This is a genomic window from Clostridiales bacterium (assembly GCA_025757645.1).
Classification (GTDB): Bacteria; Bacillota; Clostridia; order Oscillospirales; family Oscillospiraceae; genus CAG-103.
The window spans coordinates 601948-626076 of the sequence record CP107216.1 but is presented as its reverse complement, the minus strand read 5'-3'; the positions used below and the strand labels follow the sequence as shown (position 1 = coordinate 626076).

The following is a 24129-nucleotide window of genomic DNA, read 5'->3' as shown; positions in this document are numbered from 1 at the left end:
AAAGGAGGAGCGACGAAATGAATGAGCTCCGGCCTTGCTGAAAGGTCGGAGCGAACGATATGCAGTCCGCTCCGACGTGGTGCCGGCGGCGGGGCTCGAACCCGCACGGTGCTGCCACCGAGGGATTTTAAGTCCCTTGCGTCTGCCTGTTTCGCCACGCCGGCACGCTCCGTCACATCGTACCACCGCAGCCAACACCTGTCAAGCACAGGAAACCCGGACGGCCGCCGCGCGCACATCGCCCGATCTGTTCGACAAATCTGCGCGGCAGCCGCCGATACCCGACACACGCCTCTTGCATCCGGCCAGAAAATTTGATAAAATAATAAATTATTTCTATAGGTATCGTTTTGGGATTCGAGGCACATTGCACTTATGAAATACCGCAACTGGCAAATTCCATACACGGCGCCGCAGCCGCCGGAGGCATTGCTGCGCGCGGGCTACTCGCCGCTGCTGGCGGTGCTGCTGGCCCTGCGCGGGTATGCTGACCCCATGCAGGCGCGCGCCTTTCTCAGCGGCGGCGACCAAAGCGCGTTCGACCCCATGCTCCTGCAGGACATGGACAAGGCCGTCGCACGCATCCGCACTGCCATCGAGCGCAGGGAAAACGTGGCCGTGTTCGGCGACTATGACGTCGACGGCATCACATCCACGTGCGTGCTCACGGACTATCTGCGCCGGCAGGGCGTGCCCGTGCATCCGTACATCCCCGACCGCATCGAAGAGGGCTACGGCCTGAACATGGACGCGATCACAAATCTCCAGCGCACGAGCGACATCACGCTCATCATCACCGTCGACTGCGGCATCACCGCCATCGACGAGACGAACTACGCCCTGCAGCGCGGCATCGACATGGTCATCACCGACCACCACGAGTGCAGCGGGCAGGCGATCCCGAACGCCGTGGCCGTCGTCGACCCGAAGCGCCCCGGCTCGCAGTACCCGAACAGCGGGCTCGCGGGCGTGGGCGTGGCATATAAGCTTTTGTGCGCGCTCGAGGACGGCAGCGACCGGGTGCTGCGCGAATACGGCGACCTCGTCGCCATCGGCACGGTGGCGGACGTGATGCCCCTCACGGGCGAGAACCGCTATCTCGTGGCGCAGGGGCTGGCGCAGATCAACGCCCGCCCCCGGCCGGGCATCCGCGCGCTGCTGCACGAGTGCGGCGCTGAGGGCCGCCCCGTCACGGCCACGACCATCGGCTTCACGCTCGCGCCGCGCATCAACGCGGCCGGCCGACTGGGCAAGACGGCCGTTGCAGCGCTGCTGCTGCTGACGAATGACGACGGCGAGGCCGACCGCTACGCCGCCGGGCTCTGCCAGCTCAACCGCGAGCGGCAGGCGCTCGAGCAGCAGATCTGGGAGGAGGCCTCGGCCATCGCGTGCCGCTACCCGCCGCGGATGCCGCTCGTGCTTGCGAGCGACTCGTGGCACCAAGGCGTGATCGGCATCGCCGCCTCGCGCCTGAGCGAGGAGTTCCACCTGCCGACGATCATGATCTGCTGCGACGGCGAGCGCGGCAAGGGCTCGTGCCGCAGCTTCGGCGGCTTCAACCTGTACAATGCCCTGAGCGCCTGTTCGGAGTATCTCGAGGGCTTCGGCGGCCACGCGCTGGCAGCCGGGCTGACGATCCGGCGCGAGAACATCGACCGCTTCCGCCGCGCGCTCGGCGAGTATTACCGCCAGAACCCGGCCGACGACCTGCCGGAGCTCACGTGCGACCTGCGCGTGAACGATCCGCACCTGCTGACCATGCCGTGCATCGAGTCGCTCGACGCGCTCGAGCCGTGCGGCAACGGCAACCCCAAGCCCCTGCTGTGCATCACGGGCGCACGGCTCGTCAACGCCGTGCCCATCGGCGGCGGCCGCCACCTGCGGCTGCATTTTGCCAAGGGCGGGTATAATTATGCCGGCATCTTCTTCTCGTGCACCCCGGCGCAGCTGGGCGTGCGCATCGGCCAGTGGGTGGACGTGGCCTTCACGCCGCAGATCAACGAATTCCGCGGCCGCCGCAGCGTGCAGCTGCTCGTGACCGACGTGCGCCCGAGTGACCCGCTGCCCCTGTGCCGCGCGCTGCTGAAAAATCAGTGCATCCCCGCGTGGGACACGGTGGATCTCTATCCCCTGCGCGCGGACTTCGCCGTGGCGTGGCGGTGGCTGAACGCGCCGGTGGCCTTCCCGCTCGAGGAGCTGCCCGCGCGCGCGCCCATGCGGCCGGAGAAGTTCTGCGTGTGCCTGCGCGTCATGGCCGAGATGGGTCTCGCCGCCGTGGACTTTGACGGCGAAACGCTGCGCCTGCGCCCCCTGCCGACGAGCGGCAAGGTGGACCTTGGCGCGTCGAAGCTGCTGCAGACCCTGCGCGAGCGCCGCCAGAGCCTGCTATGAAACACTTGCAAGAAATCCCCATTCCGTTCGGGAAAGGAGCTGTCCCTATGTCTGAAGCGACCCGCGCCGAAAACGTGGCCCCGAAGCCCTACGACCTTGAGGCCCACTATCAGGAGCTGGAACAGAAGATCACCGCCGCCGGCATCCCGGCCGATCTTGGCCGCGTGCGCGCGGCCTTCGAGTGCGCCGACCGGGCCCACTCCGGCCAGAAGCGCCGCGACGGCTCGCCCTACGTGTCGCACTGCATCGCCGCCGCCATCATCACGGCGGAGATGGGGCTCGACGAGGACTCGATCATCGCCGCGCTGCTGCACGACACGATCGAGGACACCTCGCTCACGCACGAGGACATTGCGCGCAGCTTCGGCACCTCGGTGGCCGACATCGTCGAGGGCGTCACGAAGCTCACGCGCGTGCAGTACACGAGCGTCGAAGAGCAGCAGATGGAAAACATGCGCAAGATGCTCCTGGCCATGGCCAAGGACATCCGCGTCATCCTCATCAAGATGGCCGACCGCCTGCACAACATGCGCACAATGGCCTACCAGAGCGAGGAAAAGCAGCGCATCAAGTCCCTCGAGACGATGGAGATCTACGCCCCCATCGCGCACCGCCTCGGCATGCAGAAGATCAAGTGGGAGCTCGAAGACCTCTCGCTGCTGTATCTCGACCCCACGGGCTACAAGGCCATCACGGACGCGCTCGATCAGCGCATGCCGACACTCGAAAAATTCATGGGCGAGATGCGCACGCAGATCCGCGAGCGTCTGGAGGCAGACGGCGTGCACGCGACGATCTCGAGCCGCATCAAGCACATCTACAGCATCTACCGCAAAATGTACGCGCAAAAGCTCGACATCAACGGCATTTTCGACCTGTGCGCGTTTCGCGTCATCGTGGACACGATCCCCGACTGCTACAACGTGCTCGGCATCATCCACGATATGTATAAGCCGCTGCCCGGCCGCTTCAAGGACTACATCAGCACGCCGAAACCGAACATGTACCAGAGTGTGCACACGACGGTCATCGGCTCGGAGGGCATCCCGTTCGAGGTGCAGATCCGCACCTGGGAGATGCACATGACGGCGGAGTACGGCGTTGCGGCACACTGGAAATACAAGACCGGCAGCGGCGAGGGCACGAAGCCCGGCGACGAGGAGAAGTTCGCCTGGATCCGCCGCCTGCTCGAGACGCAGCAGGAGTCCGACGCGCAGGACTTTTTCCACAACCTGAAGGTGGATATGTTCGCCGACGAGGTGTTCGTGTTCTCGCCGAAGGGCGATGTCATCAATCTGCCCGCCGGCGCGACGCCGATCGACTTTGCCTACAGCATCCACTCCGCGATCGGCAACAGCATGGTCGGTGCGACGGTCAACGGCCGCATCGTGAACTTCGACTACGTGCTGCAAAACGGCGACATTGTCGACATCCGCACGTCGAAAAACGCGCCCGGCCCGAGCCGCGACTGGCTGAACCTCGCCAAGAGCGGCGCCGCGCGCACGAAGATCAAGCAGTGGTTCAAAAAAGAGCGCCGCGAGGAGAACATCGTCCACGGCAAGGAGCAGTTTGAGCGCGAGCTGCGCGCCAACGGCATCGCCCCGGCCGACATCATGGGCGACGAGATCCTGCCGCTGATCCTCAAGCGGCTGGCCTTCACCTCGCTCGACGATCTGTACGCCGCCATCGGCTACGGCGGCGTGACCGCCACGCGCACCGTCAACCGCATCCGCGATGAGATCCTGCGCAACCAGAAGGCCAACCAGAAAAACGCCATCGACCGCATCAACGAGGCGGCCGAGCGCCGCAACAAGCGCCCGCGCCACGCCGTGCACGGCATCCTCGTCGAGGGGCTGGACAACTGCCTCATCAAATTCTCCCGCTGCTGCACGCCGGTGCCCGGCGACAGCATCATCGGCTTCATCACGCGCGGCGCGGGCGTGTCCATCCACCGCACGGACTGCGAAAACTATCTCGCCAGCCGCGACAATCCGGAGACCGCCGGCCGCTGGATCCGCGTGAGCTGGGCCGAGCGCACCACCGATGCCTACAGCACGACGCTCATGATGCTCAGCGCGCAGCGCTCGGGCCTCGTCATGGACGTGGCCACGGCGCTCAACACGCTCAACGCCAAGGTGCGCACGCTCACCGCGCGCGACGTGGACAGCGGCCGCTCGACCATCACGATCACCGTCGAGGTGCACGACCTGGCTGAGCTGCGCACGATCATCAGCCGCCTGAGCGCCATCCGCGGCGTCATCCGCATCTCGCGCAGCGGCGCGTCCGACCCCGCAAAAGCCGCCGCGCACACCGCCGAGCTGCAGGCGGAACAGGAAAAGAAGGCCAAACAGGAGGGCAAAGCATGAGAGCCGTCGTCACCCGCGTTACCGAGGCGTCCGTCACGATCGACGGCGCCGAATACAGCCGCATCGGCAGGGGCTTCCTTGTCCTGCTGGGCGTGCACGTGTCCGATACGGCGGCCGAGGCCGACCACATCGTCGACCGCATCTGCGGCCTGCGCGTCTTTGAGGACGCCAATGGCAAAATGAACGTCAGCCCCGCCGACGCCGGGGCAGAGCTGCTCATCGTGAGCCAGTTCACCCTCTTTGCCGACTGCCGCTCCCGCCGCCCCGGCTTCACGGCCGCCGCCCGGCCGGAGACCGCCGTGCCGCTCTACGAGCGCGTGATCGCGGGCTGCGAGGCCCGCGGCTTCCCGGTGCGCACGGGCGTGTTCGGCGCGGACATGAAAGTTGCGTCCGTCAACGACGGCCCTGTCACCATCCTGCTCGATACCGATCATTTATAAAGGAGGCCACCCCATGCTCATCAAATGTCTGCCCGTCGGGCACCTCATGACCAACTGCTACATCGTCACGGACGAGACCACGCTCGAGTGCGCCGTCATCGACCCCGGCGACGAGTCTAACACCATCCTCTACTACCTCGAGGACAACCACCTCACCTGCCGCGCCATCCTGCTCACGCACGGCCACTACGACCACACCGGTGCCGTCTACGCCGTGCACGAGGAGACCGGTGCGCCCGTGTACATGAACGCGCTCGACGCAGGCACGGCCGTCGCCTTCGACAGCTACACGTTCACCCCGCCCGAGGGCACGATCTTTTATAAGGAGGGCGACGAGGTCAAGGTCGGCAATCTGACCTTCCGCGTCATGGAAACGCCCGGCCACACGCCCGGCGGCGTGACGCTCATCTGCGGCGACGCGCTCTTCACCGGCGACACGCTCTTCGCCGGTTCGTGCGGCCGCACGGATTTCGCCGGCGGCAGCATGGAGGTCGAGCTGCAGTCGCTGGCCAAGATCGCGGCTCTGCCCGGCGATTACGAGGTCTACCCCGGCCACATGGATTGCTCCACGCTCGAGACCGAGCGCCGCTTCAACCCCTACCTGACCGCGCTGCAAAACCGCGGACAGTAAAACTGCACAAACACGACCGGCAGAAGTTCGCTTCTGCCGGTTTTTTGCGCGCGCAAAGGTTCTTTGCGTGACAAATCGCGCCCGCGCATGGTATGCTTTGGGCGAGGTGAACACCATGCGCGACATTGGAGCCAACATCCGCCGCGCCCGCGTGCGCCGGAAGCTGACGCAGGACGATCTGGCGCAGACCGTGCACACGACGCGGCAGACCATATCGAATTACGAAACCGGCCGCTCTCGCCCGGACGTAGAGACGCTGCAGCGGCTCGCGGACACGCTCGGCGTAGAGCTCACGGAGCTGCTGGACGGGGCGCCGTCCGCCGATGCCCGCCGGGCGGCGCTGCGCAGGCTGTGCATCATGGGGGCCGTCACGCTCGTGCTGGCCGGGCTGTGGGCGTACCTGCACGCGGTCTGCCTCCGGCAGTACCAGCACGGGGACATGACGCCGTTGGCAGCCATGCTCATAACCGAGCCGCTGCTGCTGTGCGCGCTGGCGTGGACACTGCTGCAGGCGCTGTGCATGGTCACGCGCCTGCGGCCGCGGCGCGGCGCGCCCTGGGTGCACCCGCTCGTCTGGGCGCTGTTCGGCCTGTGGCTGGCGTTTCTGGTCGTCAGCGTCGCGCTGCCCACGGCCGGCGTGATGCTGCCGCGCCTTTACGGCGGCCGTGCCGCCACGGCAGCGCTGTTTTTCCTCCTCGGCGCGCTGCTCTGGCTGACGCAGCCGGACGCCGGGCCGTAAAACTGCACAAAGGCAACCGGCAGAAGTGCGCTTCTGCCGGTTTTTTGCCGGTTTCGGGAAAATGTGCCCGCGCGCCCTTGCAATCCGGGGGCAGACGTGGTATATTGTTCTCGCTCGAAAAACATCTGTCCGCTATACGCGGGCAATTTTCATCAAAACAAAGTGAGGGAACATCATGAACATCGGACTTCTGGGCTTTGGCGTTGTCGGCAGGGGCGTTTACGATATGCTCGCCGGCCGGGACGATATCCGCGCGGTGTGGGTGCTGTGCCGGCGCGATCTCGGCGAGCTGACGGCCCGAACCACCTACGAGATGCAGGACATTCTCGACGACCCGGCGGTGGACACCGTCGTGGAGGTTATGGGCGGCCTGCACCCGGCGTATGAATACGTGGCGGCCGCGCTGCGCGCCGGGAAGAACGTGGTGTCCTCGAACAAATACCTCATGTGCCGGTACTACGACGAACTCACCGCGCTCGCCAATGAGCACGGCGCAGCACTGCGGTGCACGGCGGCGGTCGGCGGCGGCATCCCGTGGCTGACGAATCTTGAAAAGGCCGCGCACGCCAACCACATCTCCCGCGTCTGGGGCATCCTCAACGGCACGACCAACTACATCATGGACGCGATGCACGGCAGCGACGCCGACTTTGCCGACGTGCTCGCGCAGGCGCAGGCGCTCGGCTATGCCGAGGCCGACCCCTCGGCCGATATCGACGGGCTGGACATTCAGCGCAAGCTGATCCTGTCCGCCAACGTGGCCTTCGGCGTGTCGCTGCGCGAGGCGGACGTGCCGGTGTTCGGCATCCGCAATGTGCGCAAGGCGGACATCGCCCGCTTTCAGGCGCACGGCTGCACGTGCAAGCTGATCGCAGCGGCCGAGCAGAAAGGCGGCAGCATCCGCGCCTACGTCGAGCCGACGCTGCTGAGCCATGACGCGCTCGAGGCAGCCGTGCCCGCGAACTTCAACCTCATCAGCATGGAGGGCGACCGCATGGGCGTGCAGAGCTTCTTCGGTCAGGGCGCGGGCCGCTACCCGACGGCCTACAACGTCGTGCAGGATCTCGTGGATATCCGCCGCGGCGTGCATGCGTTTTACACCGACTCGTTCGTTCCAGCCGTACCGGACAATTCCGGCGTGCAGCACCGCTACTACGTGCGCACGCGCGCCGCGCTGCCGGAGCTGGCCGCCCTCGCCGAGGGCGACTGGGACGGTGCGGTCATCACGCAGCCCGTGCCCGTGAGCCGGATGCACGCGCTCATGGCGCAGGCGCTGGTGCAGGACAGCGAGAGCTTCTTTGCCGCGCTGCAGTAAGGAGGGCCCCATGCTGAAGGTTGCAAAATTCGGCGGCTCGTCGATGGCGGACGCCAAGCAGTTTGAAAAAGTGCGCGACATCGTGCGCGCCGACCCCGCGCGGAAGGTGATCGTCGTGTCCGCCGCCGGCAAGCGCAGCGCGGACGACCACAAGCTCACAGACCTGCTGTACCTGTGCTACGCGCACCTGCAGTACGGCGTGAACTGCGACGCCGTCTTTCAGATGATCTGCGATCGCTACATCGCCATCCGCGACGAATGCGGCCTGAACGTCGATATCGAGGCCGAGCTCGACGTGCTGCGCCGGCAGATGCGCGCCGGCATCTCGGAAGAGGAGCTCGTGTCGCGCGGCGAATATTTCTCCGCCCTGCTCATGGCGGACTACCTCGGCTACTCGTTTCTGGACGCGGAGCTGTGGGTGCGCTTTCAGTTTGACGGCTCGATCGACAAGGAGGCGTCCTACGCCGCGCTCCGGCGGCTGGCCGACGGGCGCAGCGTTGTCATCCCCGGCTTTTACGGCGTGACGCCCGACCGCAAGATCCGCACCTTTTCCCGCGGCGGCAGCGACATCACCGGCGCGCTCGCGGCCGCGGCGCTCGATGCCGACGTGTACGAAAACTGGACGGACGTGTCCGGCATCCTTATGGCCGACCCCCGCATCGTGCCCGACCCGCTGCCCATCGAGCGCATCACCTATAACGAGCTGCGTGAGCTGAGCTTCGTCGGCGCGCAGGTGCTGCATGAGGGCACGGTCTTCCCCGTGCGCGAGAAGAATATCCCGCTCAACATCCGCAACACCAACGACCCCGACCACCCCGGCACGCTCATCATGGAGTCGTTCGACGACGTGGACGACGGTCGGCTCATCACCGGCATCGCGGGCAAGAAAAACTACTCTATCATCACGATCGCCAAGTCCGGTATGTCCTCGAGCGTGGGCACGTTCCGGCATGTGTTCGAAGTGTTCGAGCGCCACGGCGTGAGCATCGAGTACGCCCCTAGCGGCATCGACTGCCTGTCGCTCGTCGTCTCGAGCGAAAAGGTCGCCCCCTGCCTGTACTCCATCCTCGGCGAGCTGGAAAAGCAGCTGCACCCGGACAATCTGCACATGACGGAGAACATCTCCATCGTCGCGGCCGTCGGCCGGAAGATGGCCTTCCGCCCCGGCACGTCGGGCCGCATCTTCGCCGCGCTCGGCGAGCACGGCATCAACATCCGCATGATCTCGCAGGGGCCGGATGAGCTCAACATCATCGTCGGCGTGGATACGAAGGATTTCGCGCCCGCCATCCAGGTCCTGTACAACAGCTTTGTGAAATAAGAAAGGAAGTTTTCAAATATGAAGCAGTATCGCGTAGCCATTCTCGGCGCCAGCGGCGCCGTCGGGCAGGAAATGATGAAGATCCTCGCCGAGCGCAAGTTCCCCGTCGGGGAGCTGCACTTGCTCGCAAGCGCCCGCTCGGCCGGCAAGGTCGTGTCGTGGCAGGGACAGAATATCGCCCTCGAGGAGGCGACGGACGCCGCCTTCTCCGGCATGGACATCGTCCTCGGCGCGGCGGAAAACGACATTGCCGAGCGCTTCGCCCCTGCGATCGTGCGCTCCGGCGCCGTGTTCGTGGATAACTCCTCGGCCTTTCGCTTGGACCCAAACGTACCGCTCGTCGTGCCGGAGATCAACGCCGGAGACGTGAAGCTGCACCACGGCATCATCTCGAACCCCAACTGCTCGACCATCATCACGCTGACCGCCATCAACGCGCTGCGCAAGCTCTCACCCATCCGCGACATGGTCGTGTCGACGTATCAGGCCGTATCCGGCGCGGGCGCGGGCGGCCCGATCGAGCTGCAAAACGAGGTCGACGCCCTGCGTGCCGGCAAGAGCTACGCGCCGAAGGTGTTCGCGCACCAGATCGCCTACAACGTCATCCCGCAGATCGGCGGCGAGCAGTGCGACGGCTACACCTCCGAGGAGATGAAGCTCCAGAACGAGGGCCGCAAGATCCTGCACCTGCCGGACATGAACGTCTCGTGCACCTGCGTGCGCGTGCCCGTCGTGCGCAGTCACTCCATCTCCGCCGCCGTGCACTTCGTGCACCACATCTCCGTTGACGAGGCGCGCGCGGCCATCGCCGCCGCCCCCGGCTGCCGCCTTGTGGATGATCTCGACGCGCTGCAGTATCCCATGCCGCTCGACACGTCGGATCAGGATCTCGTGTTCGTCGGCCGCATCCGCCCCGACCTGACCGACCCCAACGGCCTGTGCCTCTGGTGCTGCGGCGATCAGGTGCGCAAGGGCGCGGCCACCAACTGCGTGCAGATCGCGGAGCTGCTGATCCAAAACGCCTGAAAAAGCAAAACGCCCCCGGCGGCTTCTTCTTGAAGCCGCCGGGGGACGTTTTGCGATACATGGCGACAGGATCCGCCCCCTTGCGCAAGCGGCGCGGGTGTGGTATCCGCCGCATCCGGCACACGGTCATGGCCGGTGAGTCGGACGACTGAAAAGGAAAACGCCGCGGAGGCTTCCGCGGCGTTTTTGTTATCCCCTGAGCTGCTGCGCGTATTCCTCCTGCGGCCGCAGGCGGCCGACGGCCGAGAACGACACGCGGTCAAAGTCCAGCGTCTCGCGCGCAAGGCCGAGGATGTCCTCGCGCGTGACGGCGTCGTAGCGCGCGAGCACCTCGTCCGCCGGGAGCACCCGGCCGAGGTACAGCTCGGAATAGCCGAGCTTGTTCATGCGCGAGGCGGTGGATTCCTCCGCCATGAGCACGCTCGCGTGCACCTGTTCGCGCGCGCGGTCGAGCTCCGACTGCGTGACGCCGTCGGTGCGGAAGCGCTCGAGCTCGTCGCGGATGAGCGCGAGCGCGCGCTGCTCCGTCTCGCGGCCGACGGCGGCGGAGATGCCGAACATGCCGCAGTCGAGAAAGCTCGCCGTGTAGGTGTAGATGGCGTAGCACAGACCGTTTTTCTCGCGCACGGTCTGAAACAGGCGCGAGGACATGTTCCCGCCGAGGATGGACGAGAGCAGCGCCATGGTGAAGCGCTCCTCCGCCCCCGTCGGCAGGCCGGGAAAGCCGATGCTGATCTGGTTTTGCTCGATGGCCTTGCGCTTGAGCGTGAAGGCTGGGGTGTAGCTGCCGGACCGCATGGTCAGATCCGGCCGCACGGGCAGCCACGAAAAGTGCGCGGCGAGGCGCGCGATGTTCTCATCCGTGAAGCTGCCGGACACGGCGATAACGATGCGCGGCGCGATATAGTGCGCGATCTGAAACGAGCGCAGGCGCGCACCCGTCAGCCGGTCGATCGTGGCCGGGCGTCCGAGCACCGGCCGCCCCAGCGCGCCGGGGAAGGCGGCGCCGATGAGCCGCTCCGTGACCAGATCCTCCGGCGTGTCGGCGTACATGTCCATCTCCTCGCGGATGACGCCGCGTTCGTTATCTGCGTCCGTCTCGGAAAAGTTCGATGTGAAGAGCATCTCGGCGAGCAGATCGCCCGCGCGGTCGAGGTGCTCGTCGAGCACGCGCGCATAGTAGCACGTGCCCTCGCGCGTGGTGTAGGCGTTCACCTGGCCGCCGATGGCGTCCATGCGTTCTGCCAGCTCGGAGGCGGAGTGCTGTGCCGTCCCCTTGAAGAGCATATGCTCGATAAAGTGCGCGCTACCGGCCTCGCACGGCGACTCATACCGTGACCCAACGCCGACCCACACGCCGATGGCCGCCGAGCGCACGTGCGGCATGTGCTCGTAGACGATGCGCACGCCGTTCGGCAGCGTCTGTTTTTCGTACATAATGTGCTGTCCCCCCGTGGAAAAGTGGGCGGGGTGTATGCGCACCCCGCCCACACAGTTGTGCCGAAATTACATCAGGCCCTTTTCACGCATCGCGTCCTTGCGGGACAGGTCGATGCGGCCGCGATCGTCGACATTCATGACCTTGACCCAGGTCATGTCGCCGATCTTGAGCACATCCTCGACCTTTTCGGTGCGCTTGAACTCGAGATCCTTGATCTTGACGAGGCCGTCCTTGCCCGGAGCCAGCTCGACCCATGCGCCGAAGTCGCTGCGGATGTTGGAGACCTTGCCGTAGTACAGCTCGCCGACTTCCGGCTCGAAGACGATGTTCTCGATGGTCTTGCGCGCGGCGCGGCAGGCCTCGATGTCCTCGGACGCGATGAAGATGGAGCCGTCGTCCTCGATGTCGATCTTGCAGCCGGTGTCGGCGCAGATCTTCTGGATGACCTTGCCGCCCGAGCCGATGACCTCGCGGATCTTGTCGGGGTTGATCTTCATCTGGATCATCTTCGGGGCGGAATCGGCCAGCTCCTTGCGCGGCTCGGCGATCGCCTTGAGCATGATCTCATCGAGGATCTGGAAGCGGGCCTCGCGTGTCATACGGAACGCTTCCTTGACGATCTCGTGCTTGAGGCCGTCGTTCTTGAGGTCCATCTGGATGGCGGTGATGCCCTGCTTCGTGCCGGCGACCTTGAAGTCCATCTCGCCGTGGAAGTCCTCAACGCCCTGAATGTCGATGAAGGTGGTGAAGTCGTCGCCGTCCTGGATCAGACCGCAGGAGATGCCGGCGACCGGCGCCTTGATGGGCACGCCGGCGTCCATGAGCGCGAGCGTGGAGCCGCAGATGGAGCCCTGCGACGTGGAACCGTTGGACGAGAGCACCTCGGACACCACACGGATGGCATACGGGAACTCCTCGACTGGCGGGATGACGCACTGCAGCGCCTTCTCAACGAGCGCGCCGTGGCCATACTCGCGGCGGTTGGTGCTGCGGGCGGCGCGGGCGTCGCCGGTGGAATACGGCGGCATGTTGTAGTGGTGCATGAAGCGCTTTTCTTCCTCTTCCCAGATGGTGTCGAGCTTCTGGGACATGGACAGCGTGGCGAGCGTGGCGATGGACAGCACCTGCGTCTGGCCGCGGGTGAACAGGCCAGAGCCGTGCACGCGCGGGATCACACCGACCTCGGCATCGAGCGGGCGGATCTCGTTCATCTTGCGGCCGTCGACACGATGACCGGCAAGCAGCCACTTCTTGACGATCTTCTTCTGCATCTTGTAGAGGATCTCGTCCATGTACTGCATCATGTCCGGGTGCTCGGCTTCATATTTTTCCTGCACGGCGGCGATCCATTCATTCACGCGCGCCTCGCGCACGTTCTTGTCGTCGGTGTCCATGCAGTACTCCATGCCTTCCATCTCGTTGGCGCACAGGAGCTCGAACAGATCCTCGTCAAAGGAGGCGTGCTCATACTCAAACTTCGGCTTGCCGATCTCGCTGACCATCTTGTCGATGAGATCGAGCACGGGCTGCAGGTGCTCGTGCGCCTGCACGATGCCCTCGTACATCACATCATCCGGCACCTGGTCGGCCTCGGACTCGATCATGACGATCTTCTTGTGCGTGGCCGCGATGGTGGTGGTCATGCGGTTGGTCTTGCGCTGCTCCTGCGTGGGATTGAAGAGGTACTTCTCGCCGTCCCAGCCGAGGACGATGCCGGCGATGGGGCCGTTGAACGGCACGTCGGAGATGCTCACGGCGGCGCTCGCGCCGATCATGGCGGTGATCCCCGGGCTGCAGTCGCGGTCGACGGACAGCACTTCACAGGCGATGATGACGTCGTTGCGCAGGTCGCTCGGGAAGAGCGGGCGCATCGGGCGGTCGATCAGGCGGCTGGCGAGCACGGCGGGCAGGCTGGGCTTACCCTCGCGGCGCATGAAGCTGCCGGGGATGCGGCCGACGGCGTAGAGCTTTTCGTTAAAATCAACGGACAGCGGGAAGTAATCCACGCCGTCTTTCGGGCGGGCGGAGGCCGTGCAGGTGACGAGCACGGTCGTCTCGCCGTAGCTGACGAGGACGGCGGAGTTGCACAGCTCTGCGAGTTTGCCGGTCTCCATGACGAGGGGACGGCCTTCATACTCGATCTCGTAGCGCTTGTAGTTGGGGAACTGCTTGTGCGTGGTGATAATCATGGGTTCTGGTGCTCCTTTCTTTTGTTGGCGGAAACGCCAGAGCCAGCACTTGCATCCACGTCCCATGCGCGATGGGGCGCAGATTCAAATACTGGGCAGCGGCGCTCCCGAAAATGGGCTGCCGGGGCGAACGAAAAAAGCAGGGGGACAATATGAAATTATCCCCCTGCGTTCAAACGTTCATACCCTTCGGAAAAGCCGAACTTACTTGCGGATGTTCAGCTTTGCAATGATCGCACGATAGCGCTCGATGTCCTTCTTGGCGAGGTAGTCGAGCAGACGGCGGCGCTTACCGACCATCTTGTACATGCCCAGACGGCTGTGCTTGTCGTTCGGGTGCACCTTCAGGTGCTCTGTGAGCTGGTGGATACGCTCGGTGAGGATGGCGATCTGAACCTCCGGAGAACCGGTGTCGCCCTCGTGCGTCTTGTTGGCTTCGATGACTGCGGTCTTTTCAGCTTTGGTGATCATGGTGATGACTTCCTTTCTTTGTTTTCGTATCCGCTGGCGCAGAACCGGGCGGAAAGGCACCGCTGCAAAGCGGCAAGCCCCGGATCCGGGCACATGGACTGTTTTACAATACCACACCCCGCGGTACTTGTAAAGAAAAATCTTTCTCCATACGCCGCGCGGCGCAAAATTCCCGCCGCCGTCTCGGCGGACAGCGGCGGGAACGGGCCGAACTTATTTCGCGCCCTTGCCGTGGGCGGCCTTCATGCGGCGCTCATGGTCGAGGATGCGCTTGCGGATGCGCAGGCTCTTGGGCGTGACCTCGAGCAGCTCGTCGTCCGCGAGGAACTCCAGGCACTGCTCCAGGCTCAGCTTGCGCGGCGGCACGAGACGCAGCGCGTCGTCAGAGCCGGCGGCGCGGGTGTTGGTCAGCTGCTTTTTCTTGCAGACGTTGACGGTGATGTCCTCCTGCTTCGGCGACACACCGACGACCATGCCGGCATACACGGGCACGCCCGCACCGATGAACAGCTGGCCGCGCTCCTGCGCGTTGAACAGGCCGTAGGTGATGCTCTCGCCGGTCTCGAACGAAACGAGCGAGCCGGTGTTGCGGCGGCTGAGGTCACCCTTATAGGGGGCGTAGCTGTCAAAGACGGAAGCCATGATGCCCTCGCCCTTCGTATCGGTCAGGAATTCGTTGCGGTAGCCGAACAGGCCGCGCGACGGCACGAGAAACTCCAGCCGCGTGCGCTTGCCGATGGGCTCCATCTGCTGCAGTTCGCCCTTGCGGCTGCTGAGCTTTTCAATCACGGCGCCGACGGCGTCGGTCGGCACGTCGGCGACAAGGCGCTCGATCGGCTCGCACTTCTGGCCGTTGATCGTCTGGTAGAGCACGCGCGGGGGCGAGACCTGGAACTCATACCCCTCGCGGCGCATGGTCTCGATGAGGATGGACAGCGACATTTCGCCGCGGCCGGCGACGTTGAACGAATCCGTCGCGCCCTCGAGATCGCTCACGCGCAGGGACACGTCCTTGAGCGTCTCGCGGTAGAGCCGCTCGCGGATCTGGCGGCTGGTGACGAACTTGCCCTCGCGGCCGGCAAACGGGCCGTCGTTGACGGAGAAGGTCATCTCCATCGTGGGCGCGGAGATCTTCACGAACTCGATCGGCTCGACGCAGCTCGGCGCGCAGATCGTGTCGCCGATGGTAATGTCGCCGATGCCGGACATGGCGATGATGCTGCCGGCCTCCGCCTCCGTGACGGGCACGCGCTGCAGGCCCTCGAACTCATACATGGACACGGCCTTGGCCTTCTTGGCCGGGGCGTCCGGCTCGTGGTAGTTGCACACGGCGATCTCCTCGTTCTGACGGATGACGCCGCGCTCGATGCGGCCGATGGCGATGCGGCCGACAAACTCATTGTAATCGATGGACGACACGAGCATCTGGAACGGCGCGTCGACGTTCTGCTCCGGCGCGGGGATATACTCCAGAATGGTGTCGAACAGCGGGCGCAGGTCCTTGCCCGGCACATCCGGGGAGTAGGACGCGGTACCCTGACGGCCCGAGCAGAAGAGCATGGGCGAGTCGAGCTGTTCGTCGGTCGCGTTGAGGTCCATGAGCAGCTCGAGCACCTCGTCAATGACCTCGTGGATACGCTGGTCGGGGCGGTCGATCTTGTTGATGACGACGATAACGCGGTGGCCGAGCTCGAGCGCCTTGCTGAGCACGAAGCGCGTCTGCGGCATGGGGCCCTCGGCGGCGTCGACAAGCAGAATGACGCCGTTGACCATCTTCAGGACACGCTCGACCTCGCCGCCGAAGTCGGCGTGGCCCGGGGTGTCGACGATGTTGATCTTCGTGTCGCCGTAGCGCACGGCGGTATTCTTGGCCAGGATCGTGATGCCGCGCTCGCGCTCCAGATCGTTGGAGTCCATGACGCGGTCGACGACCTCCTGATTTTCACGGTAGACGCCACTCTGCTTGAGCATCTCGTCAACCAGGGTGGTCTTGCCGTGGTCAACGTGGGCGATGATGGCGACGTTTCTCAATTTCTCCATTTTGCACACTTCCTCAACGCAAATACATATTTCAAATGATTTCTGTTCGCACGAAATTGTATTTTAGCATGGAAAACCTGATATTGCAACAGTTTTTCGTGTTTACATTCTCCGAACGGCATGATAAAATGTGTTCATATCTGTATTTTTCGTTTTTGAGGGGACAGACCATGGATTCCAACTTCTTTGCGCTCATTTCGCGCATGCGCTATATCGCGCGCTGGGGCCTGATGCGCAACGCCCTGCCCGAGAACATTCAGGAGCACAGCCACATGGTGGCTGTGCTGGCGCACGCGCTCGGCGTCATCCGGCGCGACATTTTCCACCAGCCGTGCGACGTCAACGCGCTCGCAACTGCGGCGCTGTATCACGATGCGTCGGAGATCCTCACGGGCGACCTGCCGACACCGATCAAGTATCACAACGCAGAGATCATGTCGGCCTACCACGCGGTGGAGGATCTGGCCGTGCAGAAGCTGCTCGGCATGCTGCCGCCGGAGCTGCGCGAGACCTATGCCGATGTGCTCGCCGAGGATAAGGACGGCGACATTTACCCGCTCGTGAAGGCGGCCGACAAGCTCTCAGCCTACATCAAGTGCATCGAGGAGCGCAAGGCCGGCAACAACGAGTTTCTCTCCGCCGAGGCGCAGACGCGCGCGGCGCTCGAGGCATCCCCCCTGCCGGAGGTGCAGTATTTTCTGGAGCATTTCATCCCCGCGTTCGAGCGCGATCTCGACGAGCTCGGCGCGATCGGTCAATAAGGAGGACAAACCATGCGTGCAATCGTAACCGTGATCGGAAAAGACCGTGTCGGCATCATCGCCGACGTGACCGCCCTGCTGGCGCAGTACGGCGTGAACGTGCTGGACATCAGCCAGACGGTATTGCAGGAATACTTCACGATGATCATGCTCGTGGACGCAGCGCAGTGCACCGTGCCGTTTGCAGACCTCGCCCGCACGCTCGACGAGGCCGGCACACAGCGCGGCCTGCAGATCCGCGCCCAGCGCGAGGACATCTTCAACGCCATGCACCGCATCTGAGAGGACACGACCATGATCAACCGCAGTGAAATTTTGCAGACGATCGCCATGATCGACCAGCAGCACCTTGACATCCGCACCATCACGATGGGCATCTCCCTGCTCGACTGCGCGGACACGGACATCGAGCGCAGCTGCACGAAGGTATACGACAAGATCTGCCGCCTTGCGGGCGATCTCGTGCGCACGGGCGAAGATATCGAAGCCGAGTTCGGCATCCCCATCGTCAATAAGCGCGTGTCCGTCACGCCCATCTCCCTTGTCGGAGCGGGCACGGGCGCGCAGTCCTATGTGCCGTATGCCAAAGCGCTCGACCGCGCCGCGCACGAGATCGGCGTCAACTTCCTCGGCGGCTTTTCCGCGCTCGTGCACAAGGGCATGACGGAATCTGACCGCGTGCTCATCGCCTCCATCCCGGAGGCGCTGGCCGAGACGGAGCTGGTGTGCGCGAGCGTGAACGTCGGCTCGACGCGCGCGGGCATCAACATGGACGCCGTGGCCGAGATGGGCCGCACCGTCAAGCGCGCCGCCGCGCTTACGGCCGATCAGGGCGGCATGGCCTGCGCCAAGCTCGTGGTCTTTGCCAACGCCGTGGAGGACAACCCCTTCATGGCCGGGGCGTTTCACGGCGTGGGCGAGCCGGAGTGCGAGGTGCACGTCGGCGTGTCCGGGCCGGGCGTGGTGCAGCACGCGCTGCAAAGCGTGCATGGCCAGCCGTTCGACGTCGTGGCCGAGACGGTGAAAAAGACGGCCTTCCGCATCACGCGCATGGGCCAGCTCGTGGCGCAGGAGGCATCCGCGCGGCTGGGCGTGCCGTTCGGCATCGTGGACCTGTCGCTCGCGCCGACGCCCGCCGTCGGCGACAGCGTGGCCACCGTGCTCGAGGAGATGGGGCTGGAGTCCGTCGGCGGGCCCGGCACCACGGCGGCACTCGCGCTGCTCAACGACGCGGTGAAAAAAGGCGGCGTCATGGCGTCGTCCCACGTCGGCGGGCTCTCGGGTGCGTTCATCCCCGTGTCGGAGGATGCCGGCATGATCGCCGCGGCCGAGGCCGGCCGCCTGACGATCGAAAAGCTCGAGGCCATGACGTGCGTGTGCTCGGTCGGTCTGGACATGATCGCCGTGCCCGGCGACACGCCGGCCGAGACGATCTCCGCCATCATCGCGGACGAGGCCGCCATCGGCATGATCAACAACAAGACCACCGCCGTGCGCATCATCCCCGCCCCCGGCAAACAGGTGGGCGACACGGTGGCGTTCGGCGGCCTGCTCGGCAGCGCGCCGGTCATGCCGGTCAACCGCTGCAGCGCGGCCGACTTCATCGCCCGCGGCGGGCGCATCCCCGCCCCGCTGCACAGCCTGAAAAACTGAGAGGAGAGCAAAGCCTTGACACAGGAAAAGATGGACCGCATCAGCGAGCTGACGCGCATCGCGCGCGAGCGCGACCTGACCCCCGAGGAACAGGCCGAGCGCAAGGCGCTGCGCGAGGAATACATCGCCGACTGGCGCCGCAGCACGATCGACGTGCTCGAAAACACGTACATCGACCACGGCGACGGCCGCATCACGAAACTGCCGAAGAAAAAGCGCTGAGCCGTCACGCTCTTGACAAGCGCGGCATATCGTGTTATACAAGAAAGAGGAATTCCCCTCATGAGGGGAAAATTGACCGGAAGGAGTCTGAGCCATGCGTCTTTGCAGCTGCAGCAGCATCCGGGTCGCGGCATGTCCGACGGCCTGTTGTTGTCGTGCGCAAAGAAGCGTCGCTTTCTGCCGGTAAGTCCACGGCCGCGCCCAAAAGGTACGTCCGTCATGCATCCACATGGTCATGCAGCGCAGGAAGCGAAACGCTTCCTGCGCTTTTTTGCCTGTGGCGCTATGTGAAAGAAGAAGGAGTGTCCCCATCATGACGCAAAAAAGTCTGCTGCACGCCGTGGCAGCGCAGATCGCCAACGGCTACGAAACGGCCGAAGTGCCCATGTACAGCGAGCAGCTGCGCATGCCCGACCGCAAGGTCATCATCAAGATCATCGAGAACCTGCAGAAGGTGTTCTTCCCGGCGTATTTCGCGGGCGGCACGGTGTCGCACGTCTCGGCCGAGACGTTTGCGGAGTTCCTGCTCGGCGAGATCTACACCGACCTGTGCGAGCAGGTGCACCTGGCGTTTTCCAACACGATCAAGGACGAGACGGAGCTGCGCGAGCGCACGAGCGCCGTGTGCGACCGCTTCCTGTGCCGCCTGCCGCAGATCCAGGCCATGCTCATGAAAGACGTGGCCGCAAACTTCGACGGCGACCCCGCCGCCGGCAGCAAGGAGGAGGTCATCTTCTCCTACCCCGGCCTGTACGCGATCTTCGTCTACCGCGTGGCGCACGAGCTCTACGAGAGCAAGGTTCCGCTCATCCCGCGCATCATGAGCGAGTACGCCCACGGCGCGACCGGCATTGACATCAACCCCGGCGCGCAGATCGGCGAATATTTCTTCATCGACCACGGCACCGGCATCGTCGTCGGCGAGACGACGATCATCGGCGACCACGTCAAGCTCTATCAGGGCGTGACGCTCGGCGCGCTCAGCCCGCGCCACGGCCATGCCGTGACCGGCAAGCGCCACCCCACCGTCGGCGACAACGCCACGATCTACTCCGGCGCGTCCATCCTCGGCGGCAAGACCGTCATCGGCGCAAACTCCGTCATCGGCGGCAACTCGTTCATCACCGAGTCCGTGGCCCCGAACACGAAGGCCAGCACCGAGACCCCGCGCATGATCTTCCGCGTCGCGCAGCCGAAGCCCAGCGACGAGAAATAAGGCATAAATACACAAAACACCGCAGGCCGACCGGCCTGCGGTGTTTTTTACCTTATGCAGTTTCGCGCGCTCACAATACCCCGATGCCGATGCTCAGCACCGCGCCGACGAGCACGATGCCGATGCCGACGAGACACAGCACCACGACGACGGCGGTGCTCATATGCCGGCGCGAGGCGATCGCCCCGATGGTGAGGCCGAGCCCCATCAGCGCGGACACCGCGAGCACGAGCCACGCACCGCCCTTCATTTGCAGAGGGCGACGGCGGTCTTCGCCGCGACGCGGGCGTTATTGAGCACGAGCTGGATGTTGCTCTCGAGACTGTCGCCGCCGGTGAGCTCCGCCACACGGGCAAGCAGGAACGGCGTGGTCTCCTTGCCGTGGATGCCCTGCTCATGGCTCTCGGCGAGCGCCTGATCGATGGCCTTGTCGATGACGGTCTTGTCCATGGCATACTGCTGTGGGATCGGGTTCGTGACAAGCATGCCGGTCTTGAGGCCCAGGTCGCGCTGCGCCTGGAAGATGGCAGCCAGATCCTCCGGCGTGTCGACGCGCGCGTCAACACCGAGACCGCTCTCACGGGTGTAGAATGCGGGCAGCTCGTCCGTGCCGTAGCCGAGCACGGGCACGCCCTTCGTCTCCAGATACTCCAGCGTCAGGCCGAGGTCGAGAATGGCCTTCGCACCCGCGCACACGACCATGACCGGCGTCTGCGCCAGCTCTTCGAGGTCGGCGGAGATGTCCATGGTCGTCTCGGCGCCGCGGTGCACGCCGCCGATGCCGCCGGTGGCAAAGACCTGGATGCCCGCCATATGGGCGATCATCATCGTCGTGGTAACGGTGGTCGCGCCGTCCGCACCGCGCGCGCAGATGACCGGCAGATCGCGGCGGGAGACCTTGGCGACCTTGCGCCCGGCCTTGCCGAGGTAGGTGATCTCCTCCTTGGACAGGCCGGCCTTCAGGCGGCCGCCGAGGATGGCGATGGTGGCGGGCACGGCGCCGTTGTCGCGCAGAGTCTGCTCGACGAGCAGGGCCGTCTCGACGTTTTTCGGATAGGGCATGCCGTGGGAGATGATCGTGCTCTCGAGCGCGACGACCGGGCGGCCGTCCGCGAGCGCCTGCTGCACCTCGGGTGCGATGTCCAGATATTTGTTCATGTTCATAATCAAAAACCTCCTTGGTTGTGTCGGTCCGCTTGGTTCGCCTATATTGTAAAAGGTTTTCCGAAATTGTCAAGCACAATCCATCCGCAGCCGTTCCGCCCGCGATCAAAAGGAGGCTGCCGAAGCAGCCTCCCAAAAATGCATATACAAAAAATCACGCAGCCAGAAGCGACGAAGCCGGCTCCGGATCTTCCCCGGAATTCATGACTTCATCCATGCCGATGTTGTAGAGGTTGAAGAACACCTGCGCAAGCTGCGCGCGCGTGAGCATGCCGGTCGGGTCAAAGTGCGCGCCGCCCACGCCGTTCATGATGCCGCCCAGGTAGCAGAACGCCACGCCCGCTCTCGCCCAGGAAGCGACGCTGCCGCCGTCCGCGATCTCAGCCAGAGCCGCATCGACCAGATCCGCGCCGAGCTTCACATCGGCCATGCGCAAGAGGATGGTCGCCATCTCCTGACGGCTGACGGCCCGCGCCGGACGGTACGTGCCGTCCTCATAGCCCTTCAGGATGCCGGTGCTGCTGGCCCAGAGCATGGCATCGTAATACCACGCACCCGGAGCAACGTCCGCAAATGCGCCCGTTCTCTCCACGGTCGGCGAACCGGCGAGCCGGTAGAGCACCTGCGCGACCATGGCGCGGGTCGTCGTCACGTTCGGCGCAAACTCGGTCGCGGTCATGCCGTTCATCAGGCCGGAAGCCTGTGCGAAATCGACAGCCGCCTTGTACCAGCCGCTCTGCGCATCGGTGAAGGTGTTGGGCACAAAGACCAGCTTCGGCATGGCCTTGAGCAGGTCGGCCGTGGCCGCCTCGACCGCTTCCGTCGTCTTCGCCGCCTTGTAGGCCGCATAGGCCGCCTTCACGCCCTGGACGGAGTCTTCCGTGTACGCCGTCAGGTCACACAGCAGGCTCATATTCTCCAGGAACGTCCCGCGGGCCTCCAGCTCTTCAGCGGACGCCGCTCTCACGATGCGGTCGCCCGGCAGGGCATATTCCTCGCCGATGACACCGCCAAGCACCTCTGTAATGTATTCCATGACCACCTCGTCCAGCGGCAGGCCGGTGTCGAACTGGTCGGTCGCCGCCGCGAAGGCGTAGTAGGTGTCGCCGCCACCGGCCACGAAGTTGTTCGTGACGACAGCGTAGGTAGCCGTCGGGTCAAACGCCTTGCCGTTGACGTTGTCAATGGTCACGCGCTGGATGCTCTTCGGGCCGTAGTAGGTGGATTTGGGATAGGGATCCGGATTCGCGTCATACTTCTCATAGGTCTTGACCATGAAGGTCACGCCCGCCGCCTGCGGGAAGCCGCCGAGGGATTCCGGCGTGCAGAAAGTACTGGCCTCGAGCGCCTCGAGCAACTCGGCGCCGGTCACGTAAACAACTGCCAGCGTGTTGCCGAACGGCAGCACGGTGTTGATGTCCTTCTTGGTGATGTCGCCCGCCTTGACGGTCGCGCGGATGCCGCCGCCGTTCGTGATGGCGACCACGTTCTCCACCGGGACCTTGATCGTGGCGTCGCTGCGGATCTTCCAGAGCATGGCGTCCGTGATCAGGTCGCCGAGGTTGGTCTCAGAGTCACGGTTGCCGTTGGGGGCCTTCGCGCCGTTGAGCGTGACCTTGCTGACGGCAAACTTCTCGCCATAGGCCTTGTCGATGGGGTCGATGATGGCCTTGGCGGCCGCGGCGACCTTCTCATCGCGCGTTTTGTAGTCAACGACGGTGACGTCCTTGCCTTCGACCTTCTCCTTGTGCCAGATGCCCTTGAGCTCGTTGCCGACGATCTTCTTCGTGGCGTTGTCAATGGTGATGACGCCGATGTTGGCAAAAGCCGTGCCCGTGGACTGGATGGCCTCGCCGTTCGGGCCGGCGGTGATCACGCTGTGGGAGTGGCCGTCGATGATGAAGTCGATGCCCTCCACATTCGCGGCCAGATCATAGGAGGTATAGGGCTCGGAGCTCTCGTCCACGCCCAGGTGCGCGAGGCAGACGACGAGGTCTGCGCCCTGCTCCTTGAGGGCTTTGACCTGCGCATCCGCGCAGGCATAGAGCTCTTTGCCGTCCTTGCCCGCGAGGAACTTCAGGCCCTCGATCAGCTTCGGGTTGGCCTTGGTCTGCGCTTCGGGCGTCTCGAGACCGAAGAAGCCGATCTTCACGCCGCCCTTTTCGATGATGGTGTTGGCATCGAAAATGGTCTTGCCGTCGGCGCCGAGCACGTCGGCGCACAGGACCTTGAACTTGGCAGCCTTCATGTTCTCCGCCAGCTGGGCATAGCCGTAGTCGAACTCATGGTTGCCGATGGTGGCCACATCGTAGCCGGTGGCGTTCATCATCGTCACCGCGTCCGCGCCCTTATGGACGCTGACGTAGACGGTGCCCTGACTGTAGTCGCCGGCGTCGGCCAGGATGACCTCGGCGCCCTGCGCCTCATAGTCTGCCTTCAGGGATGCCATGGCCGCATACAGGTCGATCGCACCGTGCACGTCGTTCGAGTGCAGGATGACGGTCTTGCCGGTGAGCGGCTTTGCCTCGTCAGCTGCAAATGCCGTGCACGACAGACTCAGGATCAGGCACAGCACCAGCAGCAGCGAAAGCAGTTTCTTCGTGTGCTTCATGTGATATCCTCCATTTTTTGAATTTGGGGTATCGCTGTTTTGATTATAGCATCCCATGAGAAAAATTGGGATGGGCTTTGCGCAAAAAGTGCGGCAAATCCGGCGCGCAATTTGAACAAAATTATTCGTCAT

At 64.3% G+C, this 24129-nt stretch carries 20 protein-coding genes and 1 tRNA gene; 13 read left to right on the top strand and 8 right to left on the bottom strand.

All coding sequences use genetic code 11. The features are described from left to right. Positions 1-77: 77 nt before the first annotated feature. Positions 78-164, bottom strand: a tRNA-Leu gene (locus OGM61_02940). Positions 165-375: 211 nt separating this feature from the next. Here OGM61_02940 and recJ point away from each other — a divergent pair. The 8 genes from recJ to OGM61_02900 all read left to right on the top strand — a co-directional run bounded on the left by recJ (position 376) and on the right by OGM61_02900 (position 10229). Then, on the top strand, positions 376-2391 hold the full coding sequence (gene recJ / locus OGM61_02935; protein UYI85039.1) for a single-stranded-DNA-specific exonuclease RecJ: 2016 nt from the start codon (positions 376-378) through the stop codon (positions 2389-2391). Positions 2392-2438: 47 nt separating this feature from the next. Next, entirely contained in the window at positions 2439-4757 is a 2319-nt protein-coding gene (locus tag OGM61_02930) for a bifunctional (p)ppGpp synthetase/guanosine-3',5'-bis(diphosphate) 3'-pyrophosphohydrolase (protein ID UYI85038.1), read from the top strand. Further along, positions 4754-5197: a D-aminoacyl-tRNA deacylase gene (gene dtd, locus OGM61_02925; protein UYI85037.1), complete on the top strand. Its 444-nt coding sequence runs from the start codon at positions 4754-4756 to the stop codon at positions 5195-5197. Before OGM61_02930 ends, dtd begins: the two co-directional genes overlap by 4 nt. 13 nt (positions 5198-5210) lie before the next feature. Beyond that, positions 5211-5828: an MBL fold metallo-hydrolase gene (locus OGM61_02920; protein UYI85036.1), complete on the top strand. Its 618-nt coding sequence runs from the start codon at positions 5211-5213 to the stop codon at positions 5826-5828. Positions 5829-5943: 115 nt separating this feature from the next. Beyond that, complete coding sequence (locus OGM61_02915) at positions 5944-6567, top strand: helix-turn-helix domain-containing protein (protein UYI85035.1); 624 nt, start codon at positions 5944-5946, stop codon at positions 6565-6567. Between the two features lie 175 nt (positions 6568-6742). Next, positions 6743-7882 (top strand): homoserine dehydrogenase, encoded by a 1140-nt coding sequence (locus OGM61_02910; GenBank protein ID UYI85034.1) that lies wholly within the window; start codon positions 6743-6745, stop codon positions 7880-7882. Between the two features lie 10 nt (positions 7883-7892). Then, on the top strand, positions 7893-9203 hold the full coding sequence (locus OGM61_02905) for an aspartate kinase (protein UYI85033.1): 1311 nt from the start codon (positions 7893-7895) through the stop codon (positions 9201-9203). 18 nt (positions 9204-9221) lie between these two features. Next, entirely contained in the window at positions 9222-10229 is a 1008-nt protein-coding gene (locus OGM61_02900) for an aspartate-semialdehyde dehydrogenase (GenBank protein UYI85032.1), read from the top strand. Positions 10230-10418: 189 nt separating this feature from the next. Here the strand turns inward: OGM61_02900 and OGM61_02895 are convergent, their stop codons facing one another. The 4 genes from OGM61_02895 to typA all read right to left on the bottom strand — a co-directional run bounded on the left by OGM61_02895 (position 10419) and on the right by typA (position 16370). Further along, positions 10419-11666 carry an insulinase family protein gene (locus OGM61_02895; GenBank protein ID UYI85031.1) on the bottom strand — a complete coding sequence of 416 codons (1248 nt, stop codon included), beginning with the start codon at positions 11664-11666 and terminating at the stop codon, positions 10419-10421. A 69-nt stretch (positions 11667-11735) separates the two neighbouring features. After that, positions 11736-13859, bottom strand: a complete 2124-nt coding sequence (locus OGM61_02890; GenBank protein UYI85030.1) for a polyribonucleotide nucleotidyltransferase — start codon at positions 13857-13859, stop codon at positions 11736-11738. A gap of 204 nt (positions 13860-14063) precedes the next feature. Continuing rightward, the gene (rpsO, locus tag OGM61_02885; protein ID UYI85029.1) at positions 14064-14330 is read right to left on the bottom strand and encodes a 30S ribosomal protein S15; all 267 of its coding nucleotides are present in this window, start codon (positions 14328-14330) and stop codon (positions 14064-14066) included. A 213-nt stretch (positions 14331-14543) separates the two neighbouring features. Continuing rightward, on the bottom strand, positions 14544-16370 hold the full coding sequence (gene typA, locus OGM61_02880) for a translational GTPase TypA (GenBank protein ID UYI85028.1): 1827 nt from the start codon (positions 16368-16370) through the stop codon (positions 14544-14546). A 170-nt stretch (positions 16371-16540) separates the two neighbouring features. Between typA and yfbR the strand changes: the two genes are divergently transcribed. From yfbR to OGM61_02855, 5 genes are all read left to right on the top strand, one after another. After that, the gene (gene yfbR / locus OGM61_02875) at positions 16541-17131 is read left to right on the top strand and encodes a 5'-deoxynucleotidase (GenBank protein UYI85027.1); all 591 of its coding nucleotides are present in this window, start codon (positions 16541-16543) and stop codon (positions 17129-17131) included. Positions 17132-17143: 12 nt separating this feature from the next. Further along, a complete protein-coding gene (locus tag OGM61_02870; GenBank protein UYI85026.1) occupies positions 17144-17413 on the top strand; it encodes an ACT domain-containing protein in 270 nt (89 codons plus the stop codon). A gap of 12 nt (positions 17414-17425) precedes the next feature. Beyond that, a complete protein-coding gene (locus tag OGM61_02865; protein ID UYI85025.1) occupies positions 17426-18784 on the top strand; it encodes a PFL family protein in 1359 nt (452 codons plus the stop codon). A 15-nt stretch (positions 18785-18799) separates the two neighbouring features. After that, a complete protein-coding gene (locus OGM61_02860; GenBank protein UYI85024.1) occupies positions 18800-19006 on the top strand; it encodes a DUF896 domain-containing protein in 207 nt (68 codons plus the stop codon). 313 nt (positions 19007-19319) lie between these two features. Continuing rightward, on the top strand, positions 19320-20222 hold the full coding sequence (locus tag OGM61_02855; GenBank protein ID UYI85023.1) for a serine O-acetyltransferase: 903 nt from the start codon (positions 19320-19322) through the stop codon (positions 20220-20222). A 70-nt stretch (positions 20223-20292) separates the two neighbouring features. Here OGM61_02855 and OGM61_02850 read toward each other — a convergent pair whose 3' ends face one another. The 3 genes from OGM61_02850 to OGM61_02840 all read right to left on the bottom strand — a co-directional run bounded on the left by OGM61_02850 (position 20293) and on the right by OGM61_02840 (position 23997). After that, positions 20293-20472: a hypothetical protein gene (locus OGM61_02850; protein ID UYI85022.1), complete on the bottom strand. Its 180-nt coding sequence runs from the start codon at positions 20470-20472 to the stop codon at positions 20293-20295. After that, entirely contained in the window at positions 20469-21386 is a 918-nt protein-coding gene (locus OGM61_02845) for a pseudouridine-5'-phosphate glycosidase (protein ID UYI85021.1), read from the bottom strand. Before OGM61_02845 ends, OGM61_02850 begins: the two co-directional genes overlap by 4 nt. A 154-nt stretch (positions 21387-21540) precedes the next feature. After that, positions 21541-23997: a 5'-nucleotidase C-terminal domain-containing protein gene (locus OGM61_02840; GenBank protein UYI85020.1), complete on the bottom strand. Its 2457-nt coding sequence runs from the start codon at positions 23995-23997 to the stop codon at positions 21541-21543. Positions 23998-24129: the final 132 nt, after the last annotated feature.

Bases quoted from the DNA above. Each gene is read 5' to 3' on its own strand.
- OGM61_02895 (UYI85031.1), bottom strand. From the start codon at position 11,666: ATGTACGAAAAACAGACGCTGCCGAACGGCGTGCGCATCGTCTACGAG.
- typA (UYI85028.1), bottom strand. From the start codon at position 16,370: ATGGAGAAATTGAGAAACGTCGCCATCATCGCCCACGTTGACCACGGC.
- rpsO (UYI85029.1), bottom strand. From the start codon at position 14,330: ATGATCACCAAAGCTGAAAAGACCGCAGTCATCGAAGCCAACAAGACG.
- OGM61_02905 (UYI85033.1), top strand. From the start codon at position 7,893: ATGCTGAAGGTTGCAAAATTCGGCGGCTCGTCGATGGCGGACGCCAAG.
- OGM61_02930 (UYI85038.1), top strand. From the start codon at position 2,439: ATGTCTGAAGCGACCCGCGCCGAAAACGTGGCCCCGAAGCCCTACGAC.
- OGM61_02850 (UYI85022.1), bottom strand. From the start codon at position 20,472: ATGAAGGGCGGTGCGTGGCTCGTGCTCGCGGTGTCCGCGCTGATGGGG.
- OGM61_02845 (UYI85021.1), bottom strand. From the start codon at position 21,386: ATGAACATGAACAAATATCTGGACATCGCACCCGAGGTGCAGCAGGCG.
- OGM61_02840 (UYI85020.1), bottom strand. From the start codon at position 23,997: ATGAAGCACACGAAGAAACTGCTTTCGCTGCTGCTGGTGCTGTGCCTG.
- OGM61_02920 (UYI85036.1), top strand. From the start codon at position 5,211: ATGCTCATCAAATGTCTGCCCGTCGGGCACCTCATGACCAACTGCTAC.
- OGM61_02910 (UYI85034.1), top strand. From the start codon at position 6,743: ATGAACATCGGACTTCTGGGCTTTGGCGTTGTCGGCAGGGGCGTTTAC.
- dtd (UYI85037.1), top strand. From the start codon at position 4,754: ATGAGAGCCGTCGTCACCCGCGTTACCGAGGCGTCCGTCACGATCGAC.
- recJ (UYI85039.1), top strand. From the start codon at position 376: ATGAAATACCGCAACTGGCAAATTCCATACACGGCGCCGCAGCCGCCG.
- OGM61_02900 (UYI85032.1), top strand. From the start codon at position 9,222: ATGAAGCAGTATCGCGTAGCCATTCTCGGCGCCAGCGGCGCCGTCGGG.
- OGM61_02890 (UYI85030.1), bottom strand. From the start codon at position 13,859: ATGATTATCACCACGCACAAGCAGTTCCCCAACTACAAGCGCTACGAG.
- OGM61_02915 (UYI85035.1), top strand. From the start codon at position 5,944: ATGCGCGACATTGGAGCCAACATCCGCCGCGCCCGCGTGCGCCGGAAG.
- OGM61_02855 (UYI85023.1), top strand. From the start codon at position 19,320: ATGACGCAAAAAAGTCTGCTGCACGCCGTGGCAGCGCAGATCGCCAAC.
- OGM61_02865 (UYI85025.1), top strand. From the start codon at position 17,426: ATGATCAACCGCAGTGAAATTTTGCAGACGATCGCCATGATCGACCAG.
- yfbR (UYI85027.1), top strand. From the start codon at position 16,541: ATGGATTCCAACTTCTTTGCGCTCATTTCGCGCATGCGCTATATCGCG.
- OGM61_02870 (UYI85026.1), top strand. From the start codon at position 17,144: ATGCGTGCAATCGTAACCGTGATCGGAAAAGACCGTGTCGGCATCATC.